General features: G+C 44.6%; 16 protein-coding genes, 1 rRNA gene and 1 other RNA gene (1 of these 18 cut by a window edge). 4 read left to right on the top strand and 14 right to left on the bottom strand.

Annotation, left to right across the window (positions count from 1 at the left end; translation table 11 throughout):
- The 3 genes from A5877_RS12140 to A5877_RS12130 all read right to left on the bottom strand — a co-directional run.
- Positions 1–1,140: ribosomal RNA gene (locus tag A5877_RS12140) — 16S ribosomal RNA — on the bottom strand; it reaches 420 nt to the left of the window's first position.
- Positions 1,141–1,704: 564 nt separating this feature from the next.
- Positions 1,705–2,067, bottom strand: coding sequence for a hypothetical protein (locus A5877_RS12135; protein WP_008378091.1), 363 nt, complete (start codon positions 2,065–2,067; stop codon positions 1,705–1,707).
- A gap of 67 nt (positions 2,068–2,134) precedes the next feature.
- Positions 2,135–2,515, bottom strand: coding sequence for a CvfD/Ygs/GSP13 family RNA-binding post-transcriptional regulator (locus tag A5877_RS12130; protein WP_008378090.1), 381 nt, complete (start codon positions 2,513–2,515; stop codon positions 2,135–2,137).
- A gap of 93 nt (positions 2,516–2,608) precedes the next feature.
- Here A5877_RS12130 and A5877_RS12125 point away from each other — a divergent pair, with 93 nt between their 5' ends.
- A complete protein-coding gene (locus A5877_RS12125) occupies positions 2,609–3,790 on the top strand; it encodes a MalY/PatB family protein (protein ID WP_086316923.1) in 1,182 nt (393 codons plus the stop codon).
- Positions 3,791–3,879: 89 nt separating this feature from the next.
- Here the strand turns inward: A5877_RS12125 and A5877_RS12120 are convergent, their stop codons facing one another.
- On the bottom strand, positions 3,880–4,467 hold the full coding sequence (locus A5877_RS12120) for a peptidylprolyl isomerase (protein WP_008378086.1): 588 nt from the start codon (positions 4,465–4,467) through the stop codon (positions 3,880–3,882).
- Between the two features lie 140 nt (positions 4,468–4,607).
- On the opposite strand from A5877_RS12120, the gene A5877_RS12115 reads away from it, so the two are divergent.
- The 3 genes from A5877_RS12115 (at position 4,608) to A5877_RS12105 (ending at position 6,850) form a co-directional block, all read left to right on the top strand.
- Entirely contained in the window at positions 4,608–5,585 is a 978-nt protein-coding gene (locus A5877_RS12115) for an NAD(P)/FAD-dependent oxidoreductase (RefSeq protein ID WP_008378083.1), read from the top strand.
- A gap of 5 nt (positions 5,586–5,590) precedes the next feature.
- Complete coding sequence (yqeK, locus tag A5877_RS12110; RefSeq protein WP_086316922.1) at positions 5,591–6,232, top strand: bis(5'-nucleosyl)-tetraphosphatase (symmetrical) YqeK; 642 nt, start codon at positions 5,591–5,593, stop codon at positions 6,230–6,232.
- Positions 6,233–6,340: 108 nt separating this feature from the next.
- A complete protein-coding gene (locus tag A5877_RS12105) occupies positions 6,341–6,850 on the top strand; it encodes a phosphatidylglycerophosphatase A (protein ID WP_005227653.1) in 510 nt (169 codons plus the stop codon).
- 55 nt (positions 6,851–6,905) lie between these two features.
- Here A5877_RS12105 and A5877_RS12100 read toward each other — a convergent pair whose 3' ends face one another.
- The 10 genes from A5877_RS12100 to A5877_RS12055 all read right to left on the bottom strand — a co-directional run bounded on the left by A5877_RS12100 (position 6,906) and on the right by A5877_RS12055 (position 15,348).
- Positions 6,906–7,544, bottom strand: coding sequence for a TIGR01906 family membrane protein (locus tag A5877_RS12100; protein WP_008378077.1), 639 nt, complete (start codon positions 7,542–7,544; stop codon positions 6,906–6,908).
- On the bottom strand, positions 7,541–8,311 hold the full coding sequence (locus A5877_RS12095) for a TIGR01457 family HAD-type hydrolase (RefSeq protein WP_008378075.1): 771 nt from the start codon (positions 8,309–8,311) through the stop codon (positions 7,541–7,543). The genes A5877_RS12100 and A5877_RS12095 overlap by 4 nt, the downstream gene beginning before the upstream one ends.
- Before the next feature lies 1 nt (position 8,312).
- Positions 8,313–8,933, bottom strand: coding sequence for a YutD family protein (locus A5877_RS12090; RefSeq protein WP_005231988.1), 621 nt, complete (start codon positions 8,931–8,933; stop codon positions 8,313–8,315).
- A gap of 88 nt (positions 8,934–9,021) precedes the next feature.
- Positions 9,022–10,404, bottom strand: coding sequence for a bifunctional UDP-sugar hydrolase/5'-nucleotidase (locus tag A5877_RS12085; RefSeq protein ID WP_016611253.1), 1,383 nt, complete (start codon positions 10,402–10,404; stop codon positions 9,022–9,024).
- Positions 10,405–11,039: 635 nt separating this feature from the next.
- An RNA gene (gene ffs / locus A5877_RS12080) (signal recognition particle sRNA small type) lies at positions 11,040–11,124 on the bottom strand.
- A 30-nt stretch (positions 11,125–11,154) separates the two neighbouring features.
- Positions 11,155–11,661 carry a tRNA adenosine(34) deaminase TadA gene (tadA, locus tag A5877_RS12075; RefSeq protein WP_005231990.1) on the bottom strand — a complete coding sequence of 169 codons (507 nt, stop codon included), beginning with the start codon at positions 11,659–11,661 and terminating at the stop codon, positions 11,155–11,157.
- A gap of 131 nt (positions 11,662–11,792) precedes the next feature.
- Positions 11,793–12,128, bottom strand: coding sequence for a hypothetical protein (locus tag A5877_RS12070; protein WP_005227636.1), 336 nt, complete (start codon positions 12,126–12,128; stop codon positions 11,793–11,795).
- Positions 12,129–12,196: 68 nt separating this feature from the next.
- Positions 12,197–13,564, bottom strand: coding sequence for an RsmB/NOP family class I SAM-dependent RNA methyltransferase (locus A5877_RS12065; RefSeq protein ID WP_008378065.1), 1,368 nt, complete (start codon positions 13,562–13,564; stop codon positions 12,197–12,199).
- Positions 13,565–13,703: 139 nt separating this feature from the next.
- Positions 13,704–14,339 carry a YitT family protein gene (locus tag A5877_RS12060; protein WP_008378064.1) on the bottom strand — a complete coding sequence of 212 codons (636 nt, stop codon included), beginning with the start codon at positions 14,337–14,339 and terminating at the stop codon, positions 13,704–13,706.
- A gap of 205 nt (positions 14,340–14,544) precedes the next feature.
- Positions 14,545–15,348 (bottom strand): MerR family transcriptional regulator, encoded by an 804-nt coding sequence (locus A5877_RS12055; RefSeq protein WP_086317470.1) that lies wholly within the window; start codon positions 15,346–15,348, stop codon positions 14,545–14,547.
- Between the last annotated feature and the right edge of the window lie 10 nt (positions 15,349–15,358).

The following is a 15,358-nucleotide window of genomic DNA, read 5'->3' as shown; positions in this document are numbered from 1 at the left end:
AACAATAAGGGTTGCGCTCGTTGCGGGACTTAACCCAACATCTCACGACACGAGCTGACGACAACCATGCACCACCTGTCACTTTGCCCCCGAAGGGGAAGCTCTATCTCTAGAGTGGTCAAAGGATGTCAAGACCTGGTAAGGTTCTTCGCGTTGCTTCGAATTAAACCACATGCTCCACCGCTTGTGCGGGCCCCCGTCAATTCCTTTGAGTTTCAACCTTGCGGTCGTACTCCCCAGGCGGAGTGCTTAATGCGTTTGCTGCAGCACTGAAGGGCGGAAACCCTCCAACACTTAGCACTCATCGTTTACGGCGTGGACTACCAGGGTATCTAATCCTGTTCGCTCCCCACGCTTTCGAGCCTCAGCGTCAGTTACAGACCAGAGAGCCGCCTTCGCCACTGGTGTTCCTCCATATATCTACGCATTTCACCGCTACACATGGAATTCCACTCTCCTCTTCTGCACTCAAGTCTCCCAGTTTCCAATGACCCTCCCCGGTTGAGCCGGGGGCTTTCACATCAGACTTAAGAAACCGCCTGCGCTCGCTTTACGCCCAATAAATCCGGACAACGCTTGCCACCTACGTATTACCGCGGCTGCTGGCACGTAGTTAGCCGTGGCTTTCTGGTTAGATACCGTCAAGGGATGAACGTTCTACTCTCATCCTTGTTCTTCTCTAACAACAGAGTTTTACGATCCGAAAACCTTCTTCACTCACGCGGCGTTGCTCGGTCAGACTTTCGTCCATTGCCGAAGATTCCCTACTGCTGCCTCCCGTAGGAGTCTGGGCCGTGTCTCAGTCCCAGTGTGGCCGATCACCCTCTCAGGTCGGCTATGCATCGTTGCCTTGGTGAGCCGTTACCTCACCAACTAGCTAATGCACCGCGGGTCCATCCATCAGTGACGCAAAAGCGCCTTTCAACTTTCTTCCATGCGGAAAATAGTGTTATACGGTATTAGCACCTGTTTCCAAGTGTTATCCCCTTCTGATGGGCAGGTTACCCACGTGTTACTCACCCGTTCGCCACTCTTTTTCTTTCGGTGGAGCAAGCTCCGGTGAAAGAAAAAGCGTTCGACTTGCATGTATTAGGCACGCCGCCAGCGTTCGTCCTGAGCCAGGATCAAACTCTCATAATGATTTGTTTGAATGACCATACGGTCATTAAGCTCATAAAAATTAACTTTGCTAGCTATTGCTTGCATGTATTTGTTTCAATAAATTGAAACGTCCTACACATTGGTTCGTTTGCTTGCTTTGTTCAGTTTTCAAAGGTCTACAGTGCTGTGTTAGCAACTTTTATATCATATCAGAGCGACAGTTGATTGTCAACTCTTTTTTAAAAGTTTTTTTCGCTCGTTGTTTTTCAACTTCGCAGCGGCTATCTCAGCGACTTCATTAGAATAACAAATGATTTGTTATTTGTCAACAACTTTTTTAATTAATTTTGTTGATGTATCAACATCGATTAACTATTTTATTGTTGCGACTTCGTTATAATATCATCTGTTTCATTTTTGGTCAAGCATTTTTTTGAAGTTTTTTCAAACGCTCTTTTGACCCGCTGACTCAATTGCCAACGTTGACTAATTTACCATTCTTCTTGACTTAGGTCAAGGAAATATTTCATTTTATTTACAAAAAGTTTTCAATAAAAAAAGACCGTTGTAACGGTCTTCAGTCTTTTCGCTAGTATTCAGGTGCTAAAAGAACGGAACGCCTTCGATCTTATAGTCTTCAATGATCTTACGAAAGATATTGGGCTCTTCCCACGCATACCCCTCTGGCAGCTGTTGCGTTTGTCCTGCTTCTTGTGTTTCAAAAACAAATAAAGGAATATTTTGCGTATCAATATTTCCGTTTGTGAGTTCAACGAGTTCGATCGCTGTCACATCAAGGTGAATACGGTCTTTAAACAATTGTAAGATCGTAGCCAAGCCGGTTTTATCTTCAGAAAAATCCGTTGACGCTAATTCCGCAGTGCCTTCGTGTATTTGCATCAAAAATCGTTTCGAACCATTTGTTAAGTGCATCATAACTGTACCCGCTACTTTTTTGGATCCCAAAATACCCACCTCAGTTATTCATCTGTTTGTAAACTAATTTTAGCACATTTTCAGAAAATATGCACGATTATCTGTTGCTGTTTTCTTTTTCTAACATTTCTTTAGCTTCTTTCACCCACACTGGTAAAGCTTCTCCAACCGTACGGAAACCAATCCGCTTATTCTTATTTGTAAAGTAGCGTTTACGCTTAAAGGGTGGCTGAACAAAACTTGTTTCCAATGTACGGCGGGACAAACTGATCTTTTGGCTGTATTCGTCAATATCAATGATTTGTACACGGATTTTTTGGCCGATCTGTAAGACTTCATGGATATTTTTAGTAAACCCGGATTGGATCTCTGAAACATGGATCAAGCCTTGCGTTTCTTTATCTAACGAAACAAATGCACCATAGGGTTGAATCCCAGTGACTGTTCCTTCTATAATGTTCCCGATTTGATAATTCATAGTCTTTCCTCTCTTTTCCACTTTCATTATACTTGAACTAGTGGTAGATTTGAAGCATCAGAAACAACGTTATACAATATAGGAGGGAAACGCATGATCAATTTTGACAAAGTTCATCCGCGCTTAAATACCAATAGCGTCAAATGGGATACAATTGCAAAAACCTATAAGGAAGAAAACTTATTGCCGCTTTGGGTAGCCGACATGGATTTTCTGGCACCAGAACCAGTGAAAAAAGCGTTAGAAAAAGCAGTTGCCCAAGGGATCTATGGGTACTCCACCATCCCTGATTCGCTGCTTGAATCCATCATCGATTGGCAGCAAAGACGTCATGGTTATACCATCAATAAAGAAGCGATCCTTTTTAATAGCGGTGTCGTTCCTAGTATTGCACTAGCGATCCAAAGTTACACCCAAGAAGGAGATGCCGTATTGATCCACGATCCGGTTTACCATCCCTTTGCCCATGTTGTCAAAAACAATCAGCGTACCTTAATTCAAGAACCCTTATTGGAAAAAGATGGACGCTTCGTCATCGATTTTGATGCGATGGAACGAACGATCATCGAAAAGAAGGTAAAATTGTTTCTTCTATGTAATCCGCATAATCCTGGTGGCCGGGTATGGACCAAAGAAGAACTACTGGCGATCGGCCGTATTTGTCAAAAACATCAAGTGATCGTTGTCAGTGATGAGATTCATCAAGACATCGTTTTTGCGCCAAATCACTTTGTTTCTTTCCAAACAGTTGAGCCAAACTTTGCCGATTTTTCAATCATCTTGACTTCAGCAACCAAGACCTTTAATTTAGCTGGGATCAAAAATTCGATGGTATTCATCAAAGATAAAACCTTGCGCAGCCAATTTGCAAAAACACAGGAGCGTAACGTTCAAGGGGAGATCAATACGTTTGGATTGATCGCTACTGAAGCAGCGTATCGTGAATCTGAAGAATGGTTAGAAGAACTATTGTCCTACTTAGAGGCAAATCGCACCTTTGTCTGTGACTTTTTGACTGACCAACTGCCAACCGTGTCGTTTCAAAAGCCTGAAGGTACTTACTTGATCTGGCTAGATTTTTCTGCCTATGGCCTAACGGACAATCAGCTACAAAGAAAACTGATCAAAGAAGCCAGCGTCGTGTTGAATCAAGGAAGTATCTTTGGTCCCCACGGGAGTCACCATATGCGGCTAAACTTTGCCTGCCCTAAAGAGCTATTAGAAAAAGCACTCAATCAAATCGCCGCCGCGTTTAAAGGCCAACCGATCGATTAACGCTTACGTGTAAAAAAAGAACCCTAAAGCTGCCATTTCAACGGTCTCCTGAGGATGACCGTTGAAACTGCTTTTGGGTTCTTTTTGTTTTATTCGCTGATTTTGATCGTTTCGATCACTACATCGTGCACCGGACGATCTTGTGGTCCCCGTTGCACACCAGCAATTTCATCAACAACTGACATTCCTTCGATCACATGACCGAAGACTGTGTGACGGAAATCTAACCAAGGAGTACCACCTGCTTGATAGGCTTCGATGATTTCAGCTGGATAACCAGCACCTTCTAATTGACCTAACATGTTGCTAGGAACATTTTGGTTGTTTACGATGAAAAACTGACTGCCGTTAGTATTCGGACCAGCGTTTGCCATGGATAAAGCGCCACGAAGATTGAACAACTCTTTTGAAAATTCATCTTCAAAGCTGCCGCCATAGATACTTTCGCCGCCCATACCTGTACCAGTTGGGTCACCGCCTTGAATCATAAAATCAGGAATGACACGGTGGAAGATGATCCCATCGTAATACCCTTTTTTCGCTAATTCAACGAAGTTTTTGACTGTTTTTGGTGCCAATTCTGGGAACAATTGTACAACTACATCCCCACGATTGGTTTTGATGACTGCTTTATGGCCAGTTTGTTTTTCTAATGCTAACTGTGGAAATTCAGACACATTAACTCCTCCTTCTCTCTCATAAATCCATGATAGCAGAAAATTGAAAAAATGCTAGTTTGGATAATTTTTGCTATAATGAAGCTATTCGTACAACACGAACATGCTTCACCCCAACGTGCTTAGGAAAGAGGAATAACATGGATATTTTTGATATAACGATTATCGGCGCCGGACCTAGCGGGATGTTTTCTGCCTTCTATGCCGGTATGCGTAACGCCAAAACCAAGATCATCGACAGCTTGCCGCAATTAGGCGGTCAGCTTGCTACTTTATACCCAGAAAAATACATCTACGATATCCCAGGTTATCCGAAAATCAAAGCGGGCGATCTTGTCCAAAACCTGGAAAAACAGTTGACGACCTTCAATCACCAATATTGTTTAGAAGAAACCGTCTTGTCGGTCGAAAAACAAGAAGACTATATCGAAGTCACTACCGACAAAGGAATCCATTACTCGAAAGCCGTGATTTTGGCTTTAGGAAACGGCTCCTTCCAGCCGCGCAAACTGACTTTGCCAGAAAGCGAGCGGTTTGAAGGATACGGCTTAGACTATTTTGTCACCGATTTGATGAAGTATGCCGGACGCAAAGTAGCGATCGCCGGTGGCGGCGATTCTGCCATCGATTGGGCATTGATGCTGGAGCCGATCGCTAGTGAAGTCTACTTGATCCATCGCCGTCCTGAATTTCGTGCTCATGAACATAGCGTCAGCAAATTACAAGCTTCTGCCGTCAACATTCTGACTCCTTATGTGATTCAAGAGCTCCAAGGAGAGCAACGTTTGACTGGTGTCTCGTTGCAGCAAGTCAAAGGTGATGAAACAGTCAGCCTTTCATTGGATGCTTTAATCGTCAATTACGGTTTTTCTTCCACATTGAACATCAAGGATTGGGGCATGAAAAGCAGCCGCCAAGGAGTCTTCGTCTCTTCAGATATGAGCACGTCTGTTCCTGGGATCTATGGCTGTGGGGATGTCGTTTTATACGATGGAAAAGTCGACCTGATCGCTACTGGTTTCGGGGAAGCCCCAACTGCGGTGAACAATGCGCTCCACTACATTGATCCCAAAACGCGGACACAACCTGCCCATAGTACAAGTCTTTTTAAGGAGTAGCTGAGATGAAACAAGCTGGTCAAAGTCAACTTGCCGCCTATACTCTCCCTTTACAGGGGGAGACCCTCACTGAGCAAATGGTTCAGTATCTGGAAGCCTTCGATCATGCCGAAACGGCGGTCCACAATCTAGCCGTTGCCCAAGAAGCCAAAGGATTGGCAGAACGGTTTCAAGTCAACGCGGACAAAGCTTACTCAGCAGGACTGCTGCACGATGTCAGCGTCGTCATCCCTAATGACCAGCGAATCGCCTTGCAGATAGCGGTAGGCGAACCGATCTTAGACGCGGAGCGGCAAGCACCTTTTTTGCTGCATCAGCAGCAATCCGCTTTGTTGGCAAAAACGGTTTTTCAGGTGTCTGACCCAGAGATTCTGTCCGCCATCAGCTGTCATACCACCTTAAAGGCCCAATATAGTCGTCTCGATCTGATCGTTTTTTTAGCCGACAAAATCAAATGGGATCGCAAAGATCAAGCACCTTTCTTAACCGGTTTATTAGAGCGCCTCGATGATTCCTTGGAATCTGCCGCTGGCTATTATATGGACTGGCTCTTTGCCGGTGACTTAGTGGTCCCCCATCCTTGGGCAGTGGCAGCCAAAGCAGAACTAGCAAAAACCTGTGCTTCAATGGATGTCAGAAGGGACTAAAACCCAAATGGCATTGGCTGCAACTGGAATAAGGCACTACTTATGATTGCAATCCATCAGTCGCATGTTGACTTTTGAATAAACTATTTTTACATGGAGGGGAACTATATGGTATTAGAAAGCAAAACACTTGAAGACAAAGCAAGAGAATTGTTGGCCGACCGCGGTGTCTCACTGCAAGACATCGGGGAATTGGTGATGTTCTTGCAAAAAGATTACATTGAAGGCATCACGTTGGAGATGTGTATCGAAAGCGTCAACGCTGTCTTAAGCAAGCGGGAAGTCCACAACACGATTTTGACGGGTGTCCAATTGGATATTTTGGCAGAAGAAAATCAACTGCTGCATCCACTGCAAGAAATCGTCAAAGAAGACGAAGGGCTTTATGGGATCGATGAGATCCTCGCACTATCCATCGTCAATGTGTACGGCTCCATCGGTTTTACTAACTACGGATACATTGATAAAGTCAAACCGGGCATTTTGAAAGAACTGAATAAGCACGACGGTCCCCGCGTTCACACCTTTTTAGATGATATCGTAGGTGCCATTGCCGCTTCTGCCGCAAGTCGCTTAGCCCATCAACACCCAAGTAAATCTCATTACATTACGCAATAAAAAAAGACCGACGATCCGCCTTCTTCAAAGGAAGTGGATCGTTGGTCTTTTTTCATTACGCTGTTTTTTTCAAGCCTCGTTTTCCCCACCAATAGAAAGCAAAAAAGAAGACTTCAATCAAGACAAAAAAGAGAATAAAGCAATGCATGAAAAACGTTTCTGGCAATACGTTGATGATCGGATCGGTGGCTGGATTAAATAGCCAATCGTCGTTACTGAAGAAAATCTCATGGAACGTAACGAAAAAGCGATCAAAGCCGACTGCCATCAAAAACCCGAAAATCAGCGGCAATATCATCCCCCATTGAAAAGGACGAATCAAGCGCCATTGCTGTTGGTTTTGTCGTAGCCGATTGACGAACCAGATACTGGGCAGCAACGTGACGATCATCACAGCATAATTTAATAGAAACAACTGTTTTACATCGTAGAAATGACCAGCCCCCGCTTCAGACATTGGAAAATCTGGCAAGGCGAGCGTACTTGCAAAGGGATTGTTTAGAAAATCTAACAATAAGCCATAGTTCTTCAACAACTCTTCTCTTGTTAGCGAGGTATAATCCAGCAGATTTAAGTGATCGACATCAAACCAATATAACGGTCGAAAATTGATCGTTAGGGTGATCGCTAGACTGACCAAAAACAAAAACAAGCAGACAAATCCTAAGCGTTCAAGCCACACTTGTTTTTTCATTGTTCAAAATCCCACTCATCTAAAGAATCAACCACATAGGTTGGTGCTACCGGTAATGTCGGCACCGCCGCTTTCGGGGTAAAGCCAGATAATACGAGCAAAGAATCGATCCCGTTTTGGATCCCCGAACGGATATCCGTTTCGTAATTGTCCCCCACCATCAAGACCTCTTCTTTTGATAAGCCGATGTGTGCCACCGCTTTTTCCATAATGATCGCTTCTGGTTTGCCAATAAAAATCGGTTGCATTTGGGTGGCAGTCTCCACCATTGCAATCAGTGAACCCGCACCTGGCAACAAGCCTCTTTCCGTCGGGATATTTTTGTCTGGATTGGTCCCGATAAAGGTAGCTCCTTTTTGGATCGCTAACGTTGCTAAAACAAATTTTTCATACGTCACGTGGTTGTCTAAACCAACCACGACATAATCCGGATTGGTTTCTTCCCACTCAAACCCAGCAGCTAAGATCAAATCGATCAACCCCGCTTCGCCGATCACAAACACTTTGCGGCCTTTGCCATGGTCTTTCATAAAATCGATCGTTGCCAAGCTTGCGGTATAGATCGTTTCTGGTGCCACGTGAATCGAAAATTCATCCGCCAATCGCTGTGCCACGACTTCGGGACTGCGGGTCGTATTGTTGGTCACAAATAAATAAGGCAGTCCTTTTTCTTGTAAGGATTCTACGAAGCGTTTCCCAGCAGGAATCGGCTCTTTTCCTAAATAAATCGTGCCGTCTAGATCAATCAAATAACCTTTATATTTCATCTTATTCTTCCCTTTGTCGAATCGTAAACTCTTTTTTGCCTTTTTTCACCGTAGTTGTTTCGGTTTTTTTGACGTTTTTTTCTTTTGGTTTACGATTTTTAATCGTTGGTTTGCTTTTCTTCTGCGGAATTGCTTCACGCTTTTCTTCTATATGTGCGTTTTGTTGTGTAGTTTGATTTTGATTCGTTTGAGCTGGCTTTTTCTTACGTCTTCGGGAGGTACTTTTTTCTTTCTTGCCGCCAACCCTCTGGATCACGAAATAGGCACAACCGAAGTTGCAATACTCATACAAATAGTCTTCCAGCATGTCAATGCGCTGATCGGGTAATGCTTTGCGGTTATCCTTTTCAAAGAAGCCTTTCAAGCGTAGCTGTTCATAACCCCAATCACCTACGATATAATCATAGCGTGCCAAAACTTCACTGTAACGCTCACCAAGTTTTTCAGGATCGAAGCCTTCACGATAATCCATGACCAATTTGTATTGTCGATTGCCAATCATTAATTCTTCATCATTCAACAAAGTCACCAACTCGCCTTTTTGCGGTTGTTTCGCTGGTTCTTCAATAATTTCTTCTAGTACAGATGTCATTTCATCTGTGATCGTTTGTTTTTCGGTCATTTTTTCACCACCTGCTGTTTATTATACCTTGTTTTATTCCTCAATGATAGTCGCGGTTTTCCTAAAAAAACCACTGGAGGAGTACCAACTACTGAATAGGGTATTTCTGACTCAAGTAATCACCGACCACCGTCCGAATAAAGTCTGGAAAAAGAAACTCAACAGTTCCAGCAATCTCGATCGTCGGGAAAAACGGAATAAACAAGTAGTGATCCACAAGAGTCAACGTGTAGCTTTGAGAGACATCAACTGGTTCTTGCTTCCACAAAACTTGGTGGTTTTTTTCATCAAAGCGAATGCCTTCATAAACCAGTTCGCCAAAAATCTTCCCTCGAAAGCCCATCCCCATAATTGGGAAATTGCGCAAAAAGTTGCGATTTTTTTCCATCTCTAAGACCAATCGAATGACATCCGCGCCTTGCAGCGTCACTCGAATCAAATGCATCGGATGGGGCAAAATCGTGTGCAGCTGATCTTGATCGACCCGTCCTTGTGGTAAATCATCTAAAAATAGCCCCGTATTTAAGATGGCGGTATCCGTCTGTCCTTTGGCACATAATGCCAAAAGAGCCTCCCGAACCAAGGAATGTTCACTTTGCCAATCCCTCGTAAACGCTGCTGGAATTTCTGCCACCTGATTTGCCCGCAGCAAGCGATGGCCGATCGATAGATATTCGGAGATCTCGTCCTCATCTTGCGGAAAAGCCACCAACGAATCCGTCGGAATCACACGTGCGCGATGCTTGATCGGGCGGTGGTGATCATCTAAGACCACTTCGACTTCGCCAATGTTAAAACCAAACTTGCCAGCTGCGCCAATTTGAACCCCATTGATGACTTCGCCCTTTTCAAACAAATGGTGCGTGTGGGAACCTAATATAACATCTAACTCTGGAAAGTCCCTCGCAATCTGGCGGTCAGCATTGATGCCTAGATGGCTCATCAAGACCAGCAGATCGACCTCGGGGCGCAAATGCTGCACCAATGAAGGCAAAATCTCCAAGGGTTCGCGAATGTCCCAACCGTTGGGGGCATATGTTAGCGGAAACGGTGCCGTAAAAGCGATCAAGCCGATTTTGGCTCCTTGATTGCTTTCCATGATTTTGTATTCTTGTGCCCACTTTGGCGGACGCAAATCCTTTTTATCAAATAAGTTGCCTAAAATGACCGGAAATGCTGCTTGGTCATACAGATGCTGCAAGACCTCTTTGGGATTGCCGACTCCCTCATTGTTCCCAATCGTCACCGCATCATAATGCCCTTGATTCATCAAGTCGACATTCGCCTTGCCGTCAGTTGCTTCTGTCAAAGGATGCCAGCGATCGACAAAGTCGCCTAAGTCGACCGCGATCACTGTCTCTTCGGTCGTATCCGCTTCTCGTTTTCTTTGATCCAAATAACGCCGCATCTTCGGCCAATGTTCTAGGTGGGAATGCAGATCGTTGGTATGGATAATCGTAATTTTTTCCATTGTGCGCCTCTTTTCAAATACGTCGCCTGAAATCACTATCCGTTTCTCTTGGCATCAAGGGTTGCCAGTAGAAAGACGACGGAATTCTCTACAAAATAAGCATAGCATAAAATCTCTGGGAAACCATTGGAATGCTTGGAAAAGAATGGTGACTTTTTGTAAAAAAGAAACAGTTACAGTGACAGTTGTTCAAAAGAAAAAATCACTTTTCTGACTGTAAAAAGGAAAGTGATTTTTTCTGGTTATTTGGGGGAATTGCAACCGATAACACGGCGGAGGCAATTCGTTGAAGCGAAAATAAAGAGTTCTTGAAACGAAGATTCTATCGAATATCGAGAGCAGGTAATCCATGTTTCAGTTCGTCAGAACTACTGATTCTTTGAGAGTATAAAAATCGCCAACGGAAAAGTTATCAGAGTAAGGTTCTAAACAGGAATAAAGCCTTTGTATCAAAAATACAACTTAACCCTCTGAGAGCTGCTATCGATTGCCTAGATTTAAAGCAGAATACAATTAGAACAGCCCTTGGTATCACAAAGACTTTCAGACAATAAAAAAACCTAAGACAGTCTGTCTCAGGTTTGAATGATCATCGATTCAATTAGTACTACTGCTTTCTTCAAAAGCAGGCAGTTTTTCAATCAGACACATGGAGAATCCTGCTTAGTGCTGCTTCCTTCCGGATCTGACACGCTTCACAAGACCTCCATTGTCCTAGCCTTTCGGCAAAACTTAGTATAACGTATTTCGTTAGAGATTGCCAGCCTTTTTTTGTTTTTTCTTTTCTCGTAATGCTCGGAAAAAATCTGTTAGCAGCTGGCCGCATGCTTCTTCTAAAATGCCGCCTTCCACATAGGACCAATGGTTGAAGCGCTCATCTTCCAATAAATTCATCAATGTACCAGCAGTGCCGCCTTTGGGATCGTAGGCACCAAAATACACTTCTTCCACCCGTGCCAATAACATCGCCCCACTGCACATCGGGCATGGTTCCAAGGTCACAAACAGCTGCGCTTGTTCTAAGCGCCAACTTCCGACAGTGCGACAGGCTTCCTCGATCGCAAACATCTCCGCATGCGCTGCGGCTTGTTGCTGCGTTTCTCGTAGATTGTGCCCACGACCAATGATTTTGCCATCCAAGACGACGACAGCACCGATCGGTACTTCTGCCACACCTTCTGCTTTTCGGGCTTCTTTGATTGCTTCTTCCATAAAGAACGCTTTTTCCTCGGCAGTCAAGGTACTTGTTTTTTCCACGACTTCACTTTCACTCCTCTACCTCGCACCATTTCGTGCATTTCCTTGTTAGTATAACGAAAAACGCTTAGAAAGACGAGAAAAACTCGCAAAGACCGATGTCCCTGCGAGTTTCAAATGGAATGATTGGCTTAAAAGACGGAATCAACAAAGCTCGTCAACTTGTCTTTGACATGTTCTGTCGAATCTTTGATGTTGTCTCCGTAAACAGAGATTTTGTTGCGGCCCTCATTGACTTTTTTCATCACACCTAACAACGAATCCAATTCATTGTCAGACAAGCCGTCTACGACATCCAACAATTTTTCATTGCCGTTGAATTTGTCATCGACAAATTTCTTTACTTTGTGTCGGTTGCAAGCGAAGCGTACTTTATTGAATACTTTGTCTGATACAACGACGGCAGTAGTGATCCCAGCGATCGCTGCAATGCTTAATCCAATCGTTACTTTTGATGATGTTTTCATATCGATCAGCTCCCTTATTTTGCTACTTCCATCATAGCACGAGGACTGAAATAAAAACACTATTTCGTTTAAATCGCTTTGAATCTTAATCCTTTTGGAAAGAAGTTTTTCACAGTTCCTTGGACTTGTTTTCCAAAACCGACGGGGATCTCATCGACTGTCAAAATCACCCATCCAGCATTTCCTGGCACGCTCATGGTTTCACCTGCCACATACTGCTGCCATTGCGGCAAAGTGATCGGCACTGTCGGTGCCCCTTCTTCTGCATGGATCGCCAATGCCAACGCATAACTAGGTTCGATCCGATTCTTTTTAACGACGCCGACATGCAAACCTGGGCGCATAAACTTGATCCCTTTTAAAGAAGGCATTTCTTCAGGAACGAGCCAGAGGTTTTCTCCTAGCAGCTGAGGTGTCGCATTCAGTGCCTGTAAAAAAGGAAACTCCTTGCGAAAGGCTTGCCACAACTTTTGAGTCGTTGCATCCAATGGGCTCTTGGCTGTCGCTCCTTTGCCTTTTTTCTTCTTTTTCACTGGCGCTGCTTCTGCTTGGGAGGTCAATTTCGCAGCGAAATGACCTTCTCCTTGGTTTAAATGCGGCCATAAGCGGATGGTTTTCTCGATCCCAGATGCAGCTCCCCACTCGCTGCGCCCATGAGATACATTGGCCAAGTCGATCGCTTCGATTGTGAAGGGATACTCCTCCATTAACCAAGCCATCATCGCTTCGTTTTCTTCAGGGGCAAAGGTACAGGTGGAATAGATCAGCTGGCCCCCCGGTTTTAGCATCGCAACGGCTTGTGCCAAAATGTCTTTTTGCCTGATCGCACACTGATCAGGTGTTTCTGCCTGCCATTCTTCTAAGGCGACGGGATCTTTACGAAACATCCCTTCACCAGAACATGGGGCGTCCACCACGATCTTGTCAAAAAACTGAGGAAAATGGCGGCTCAATTCTTGTGGAGCCTGATTGGTGACGACTACATTCGGAAAGCCCCAACGCTCCACATTTTCTGATAGGATTTTGGCACGCTTCGGGAAAATCTCATTTGCTACAAGCAGCCCTTTTCCTTGTAATTGGCTTGCCAGCTGCGTTGTTTTGCCTCCCGGTGCCGCACATAAATCTAAGACCCGCTCCCCTGGTTGAGCGGCTGCGATCGTTGCCACGATCATCGCACTAGGTTCTTGGCTGTAGACATAGCCAGCTTGATGGAGCAACGAACGGCCTTTGACTTCGCCAATATAAGCCGCTTCTGCATAGGGGGCGGGTACAGCAGCTGGTCCATATTTTGCCAGCATCGCTTGTGCGTGCGGCTTAGCAACATTCAAGCGAAAGCCTTTGACTGGCTGATTATCGGTTAAAGCGGTAAAAAAAGCTGGTGCTTCTTCTCCTAGCAACCGTTGGTATTTTTCAATAAATGGTGTTGGTAATTGCATACTACCCCTCCTCGGCTTTTTTATTCTAGCGACTGAGAAGCAATTATGCAAGAATTCCTTGAGCAAATGGCAAAAAAACTGCAGCTGAGTGAAGTGGGCGACTAAATCGCTTCGACTTCTCTTTGCTGCAGACCTTTTTTTATTTAAAAATCGCTTTTTTGACACTGCTTTCGATGAATGGCTCAGAGACACGGTTGTCCCAGAATTTGATCAGTGGGCCCACTAAAAAGGCACTGATGAAGGTTCCGATCCCGATTGGCCCGCCTGTGAAGAGCCCAATCAAGGCAAAGGCAACGTCTTGAATCACCCGCACCACTCGATAGTTGGCTTTCGTCTGATCGACGATGGTTGGGGCGATCGCGTCGTAGGGGGCGCTACCCAAATTCGCTGACATATAAAACGAAGCACCGAAGGTAAAGAAGATGATCCCGATCAACAAGAACAAGCCTTGCTGCCACCAGTTATTTGGACCGACGGATAACCAATCAAAAACGTTGGTATAAAAGTCGATGAAAAATCCTGTCAGCACCATATTGATGACCGTCCCGATGCCGATATGGCGACGGCCAAAGATAAAAATCAATACTAGGACAGCGATATTGATCATCAATTGATAGACCCCAAGGGATAACCCTAGCAGCTCGCCGACACCGATATTGGCTGCTGTGTATGGGTCTAGCCCTACTCCGCCAACCCGCAGCAATGCCGCCCCGAATCCTAAAATGGCGACACCAATCAACGCATAAAGCGAGCGTATTCCTGTTTCTTTTTTCATTAAAATTTCCCCTTTTTTCTCATCTGTTCTTTCAAGTATAACGAGAAAAAAGCAAAATGGGAATTTCAACGCTTCACAGGGCTTTTTGTATGGAAGGGATCTGGCTTAGTCATCTCCTTTGCTTCTATATGAAAAGCCAGCGGCAATAATCATTGCTATTGCGTATCTTAGTTTTCGTTTCTTACTGATACGCGTGCCTCGTACATTACTCGGGCTTCACTGGAACCATCACTTCAAATATCTGCAATTCTTTTTGTGTGGTAAAGACTTCATCTTGCCATAACAATTCCCAAACATCGCCATCGATTTTCAACTGCTTCTCTTTTAGAAAGGCTTGGATGCGGTGGGTAAAAGCGGCAATTTGTTCTTCTCCCTCACTGACAAATCCAGAAACATACGTACCAGCGGGACGTGTGATGATCAGCTTTTCCGGATAGAGATGTAGCCGATCTTGGGGAATCAAGATCAATGCCCGATAAGGCGATGCGTGAAAAGTCTGATCCTCCAACGTCGTTCCTGCACTTAAAAAGCCGATGGGATAGCCACTGAAGGCATCTTTATAATCCACTAGCGGATAAAAACGGGCGTACACTTGATAAGCAGATTCTGGATCATCGCCAGCGATCTCTTCGGAAACGATAAACGCCTCTGCTTCGTGCTGCGCTATCGTAAAGGTCTCAAAATCGGCTTTCTGTACTTTTTCATAGCGCTGGATGTAGCGATCGAAGGTTCGTTCCAATTCTTGTAGCGCAGCGATTTTGTCACGGACTTGTCCTCGCCGTTCCACAAGTTCCTTTTGCGTGTATTCCGGGTTGCGGTTTTTCAAAAATTGGCGAATGTCTTGCAAGGGCATGTCTAAAGAACGCAACAGCAAAATCACGTCTAACTCAAGGCATTGTTCAAAGCCGTAATAGCGATAGCTGTTTTCACCAATCGATTGCGGTTTGAACAAATCGATTTGATCATAATAAATCAATGTGCGCCGACTCACGCCAGCATAAGCGGACATCTCACTGATG

The organism is Enterococcus sp. 3C7_DIV0644, from assembly GCF_002141235.1.
In the GTDB taxonomy this organism is placed as follows: domain Bacteria; phylum Bacillota; class Bacilli; order Lactobacillales; family Enterococcaceae; genus Enterococcus_D; species Enterococcus_D entomosocium.
The sequence above is the reverse complement of the archived record's forward strand: the minus strand, read 5'-3'. Positions and strand labels throughout refer to the sequence as shown.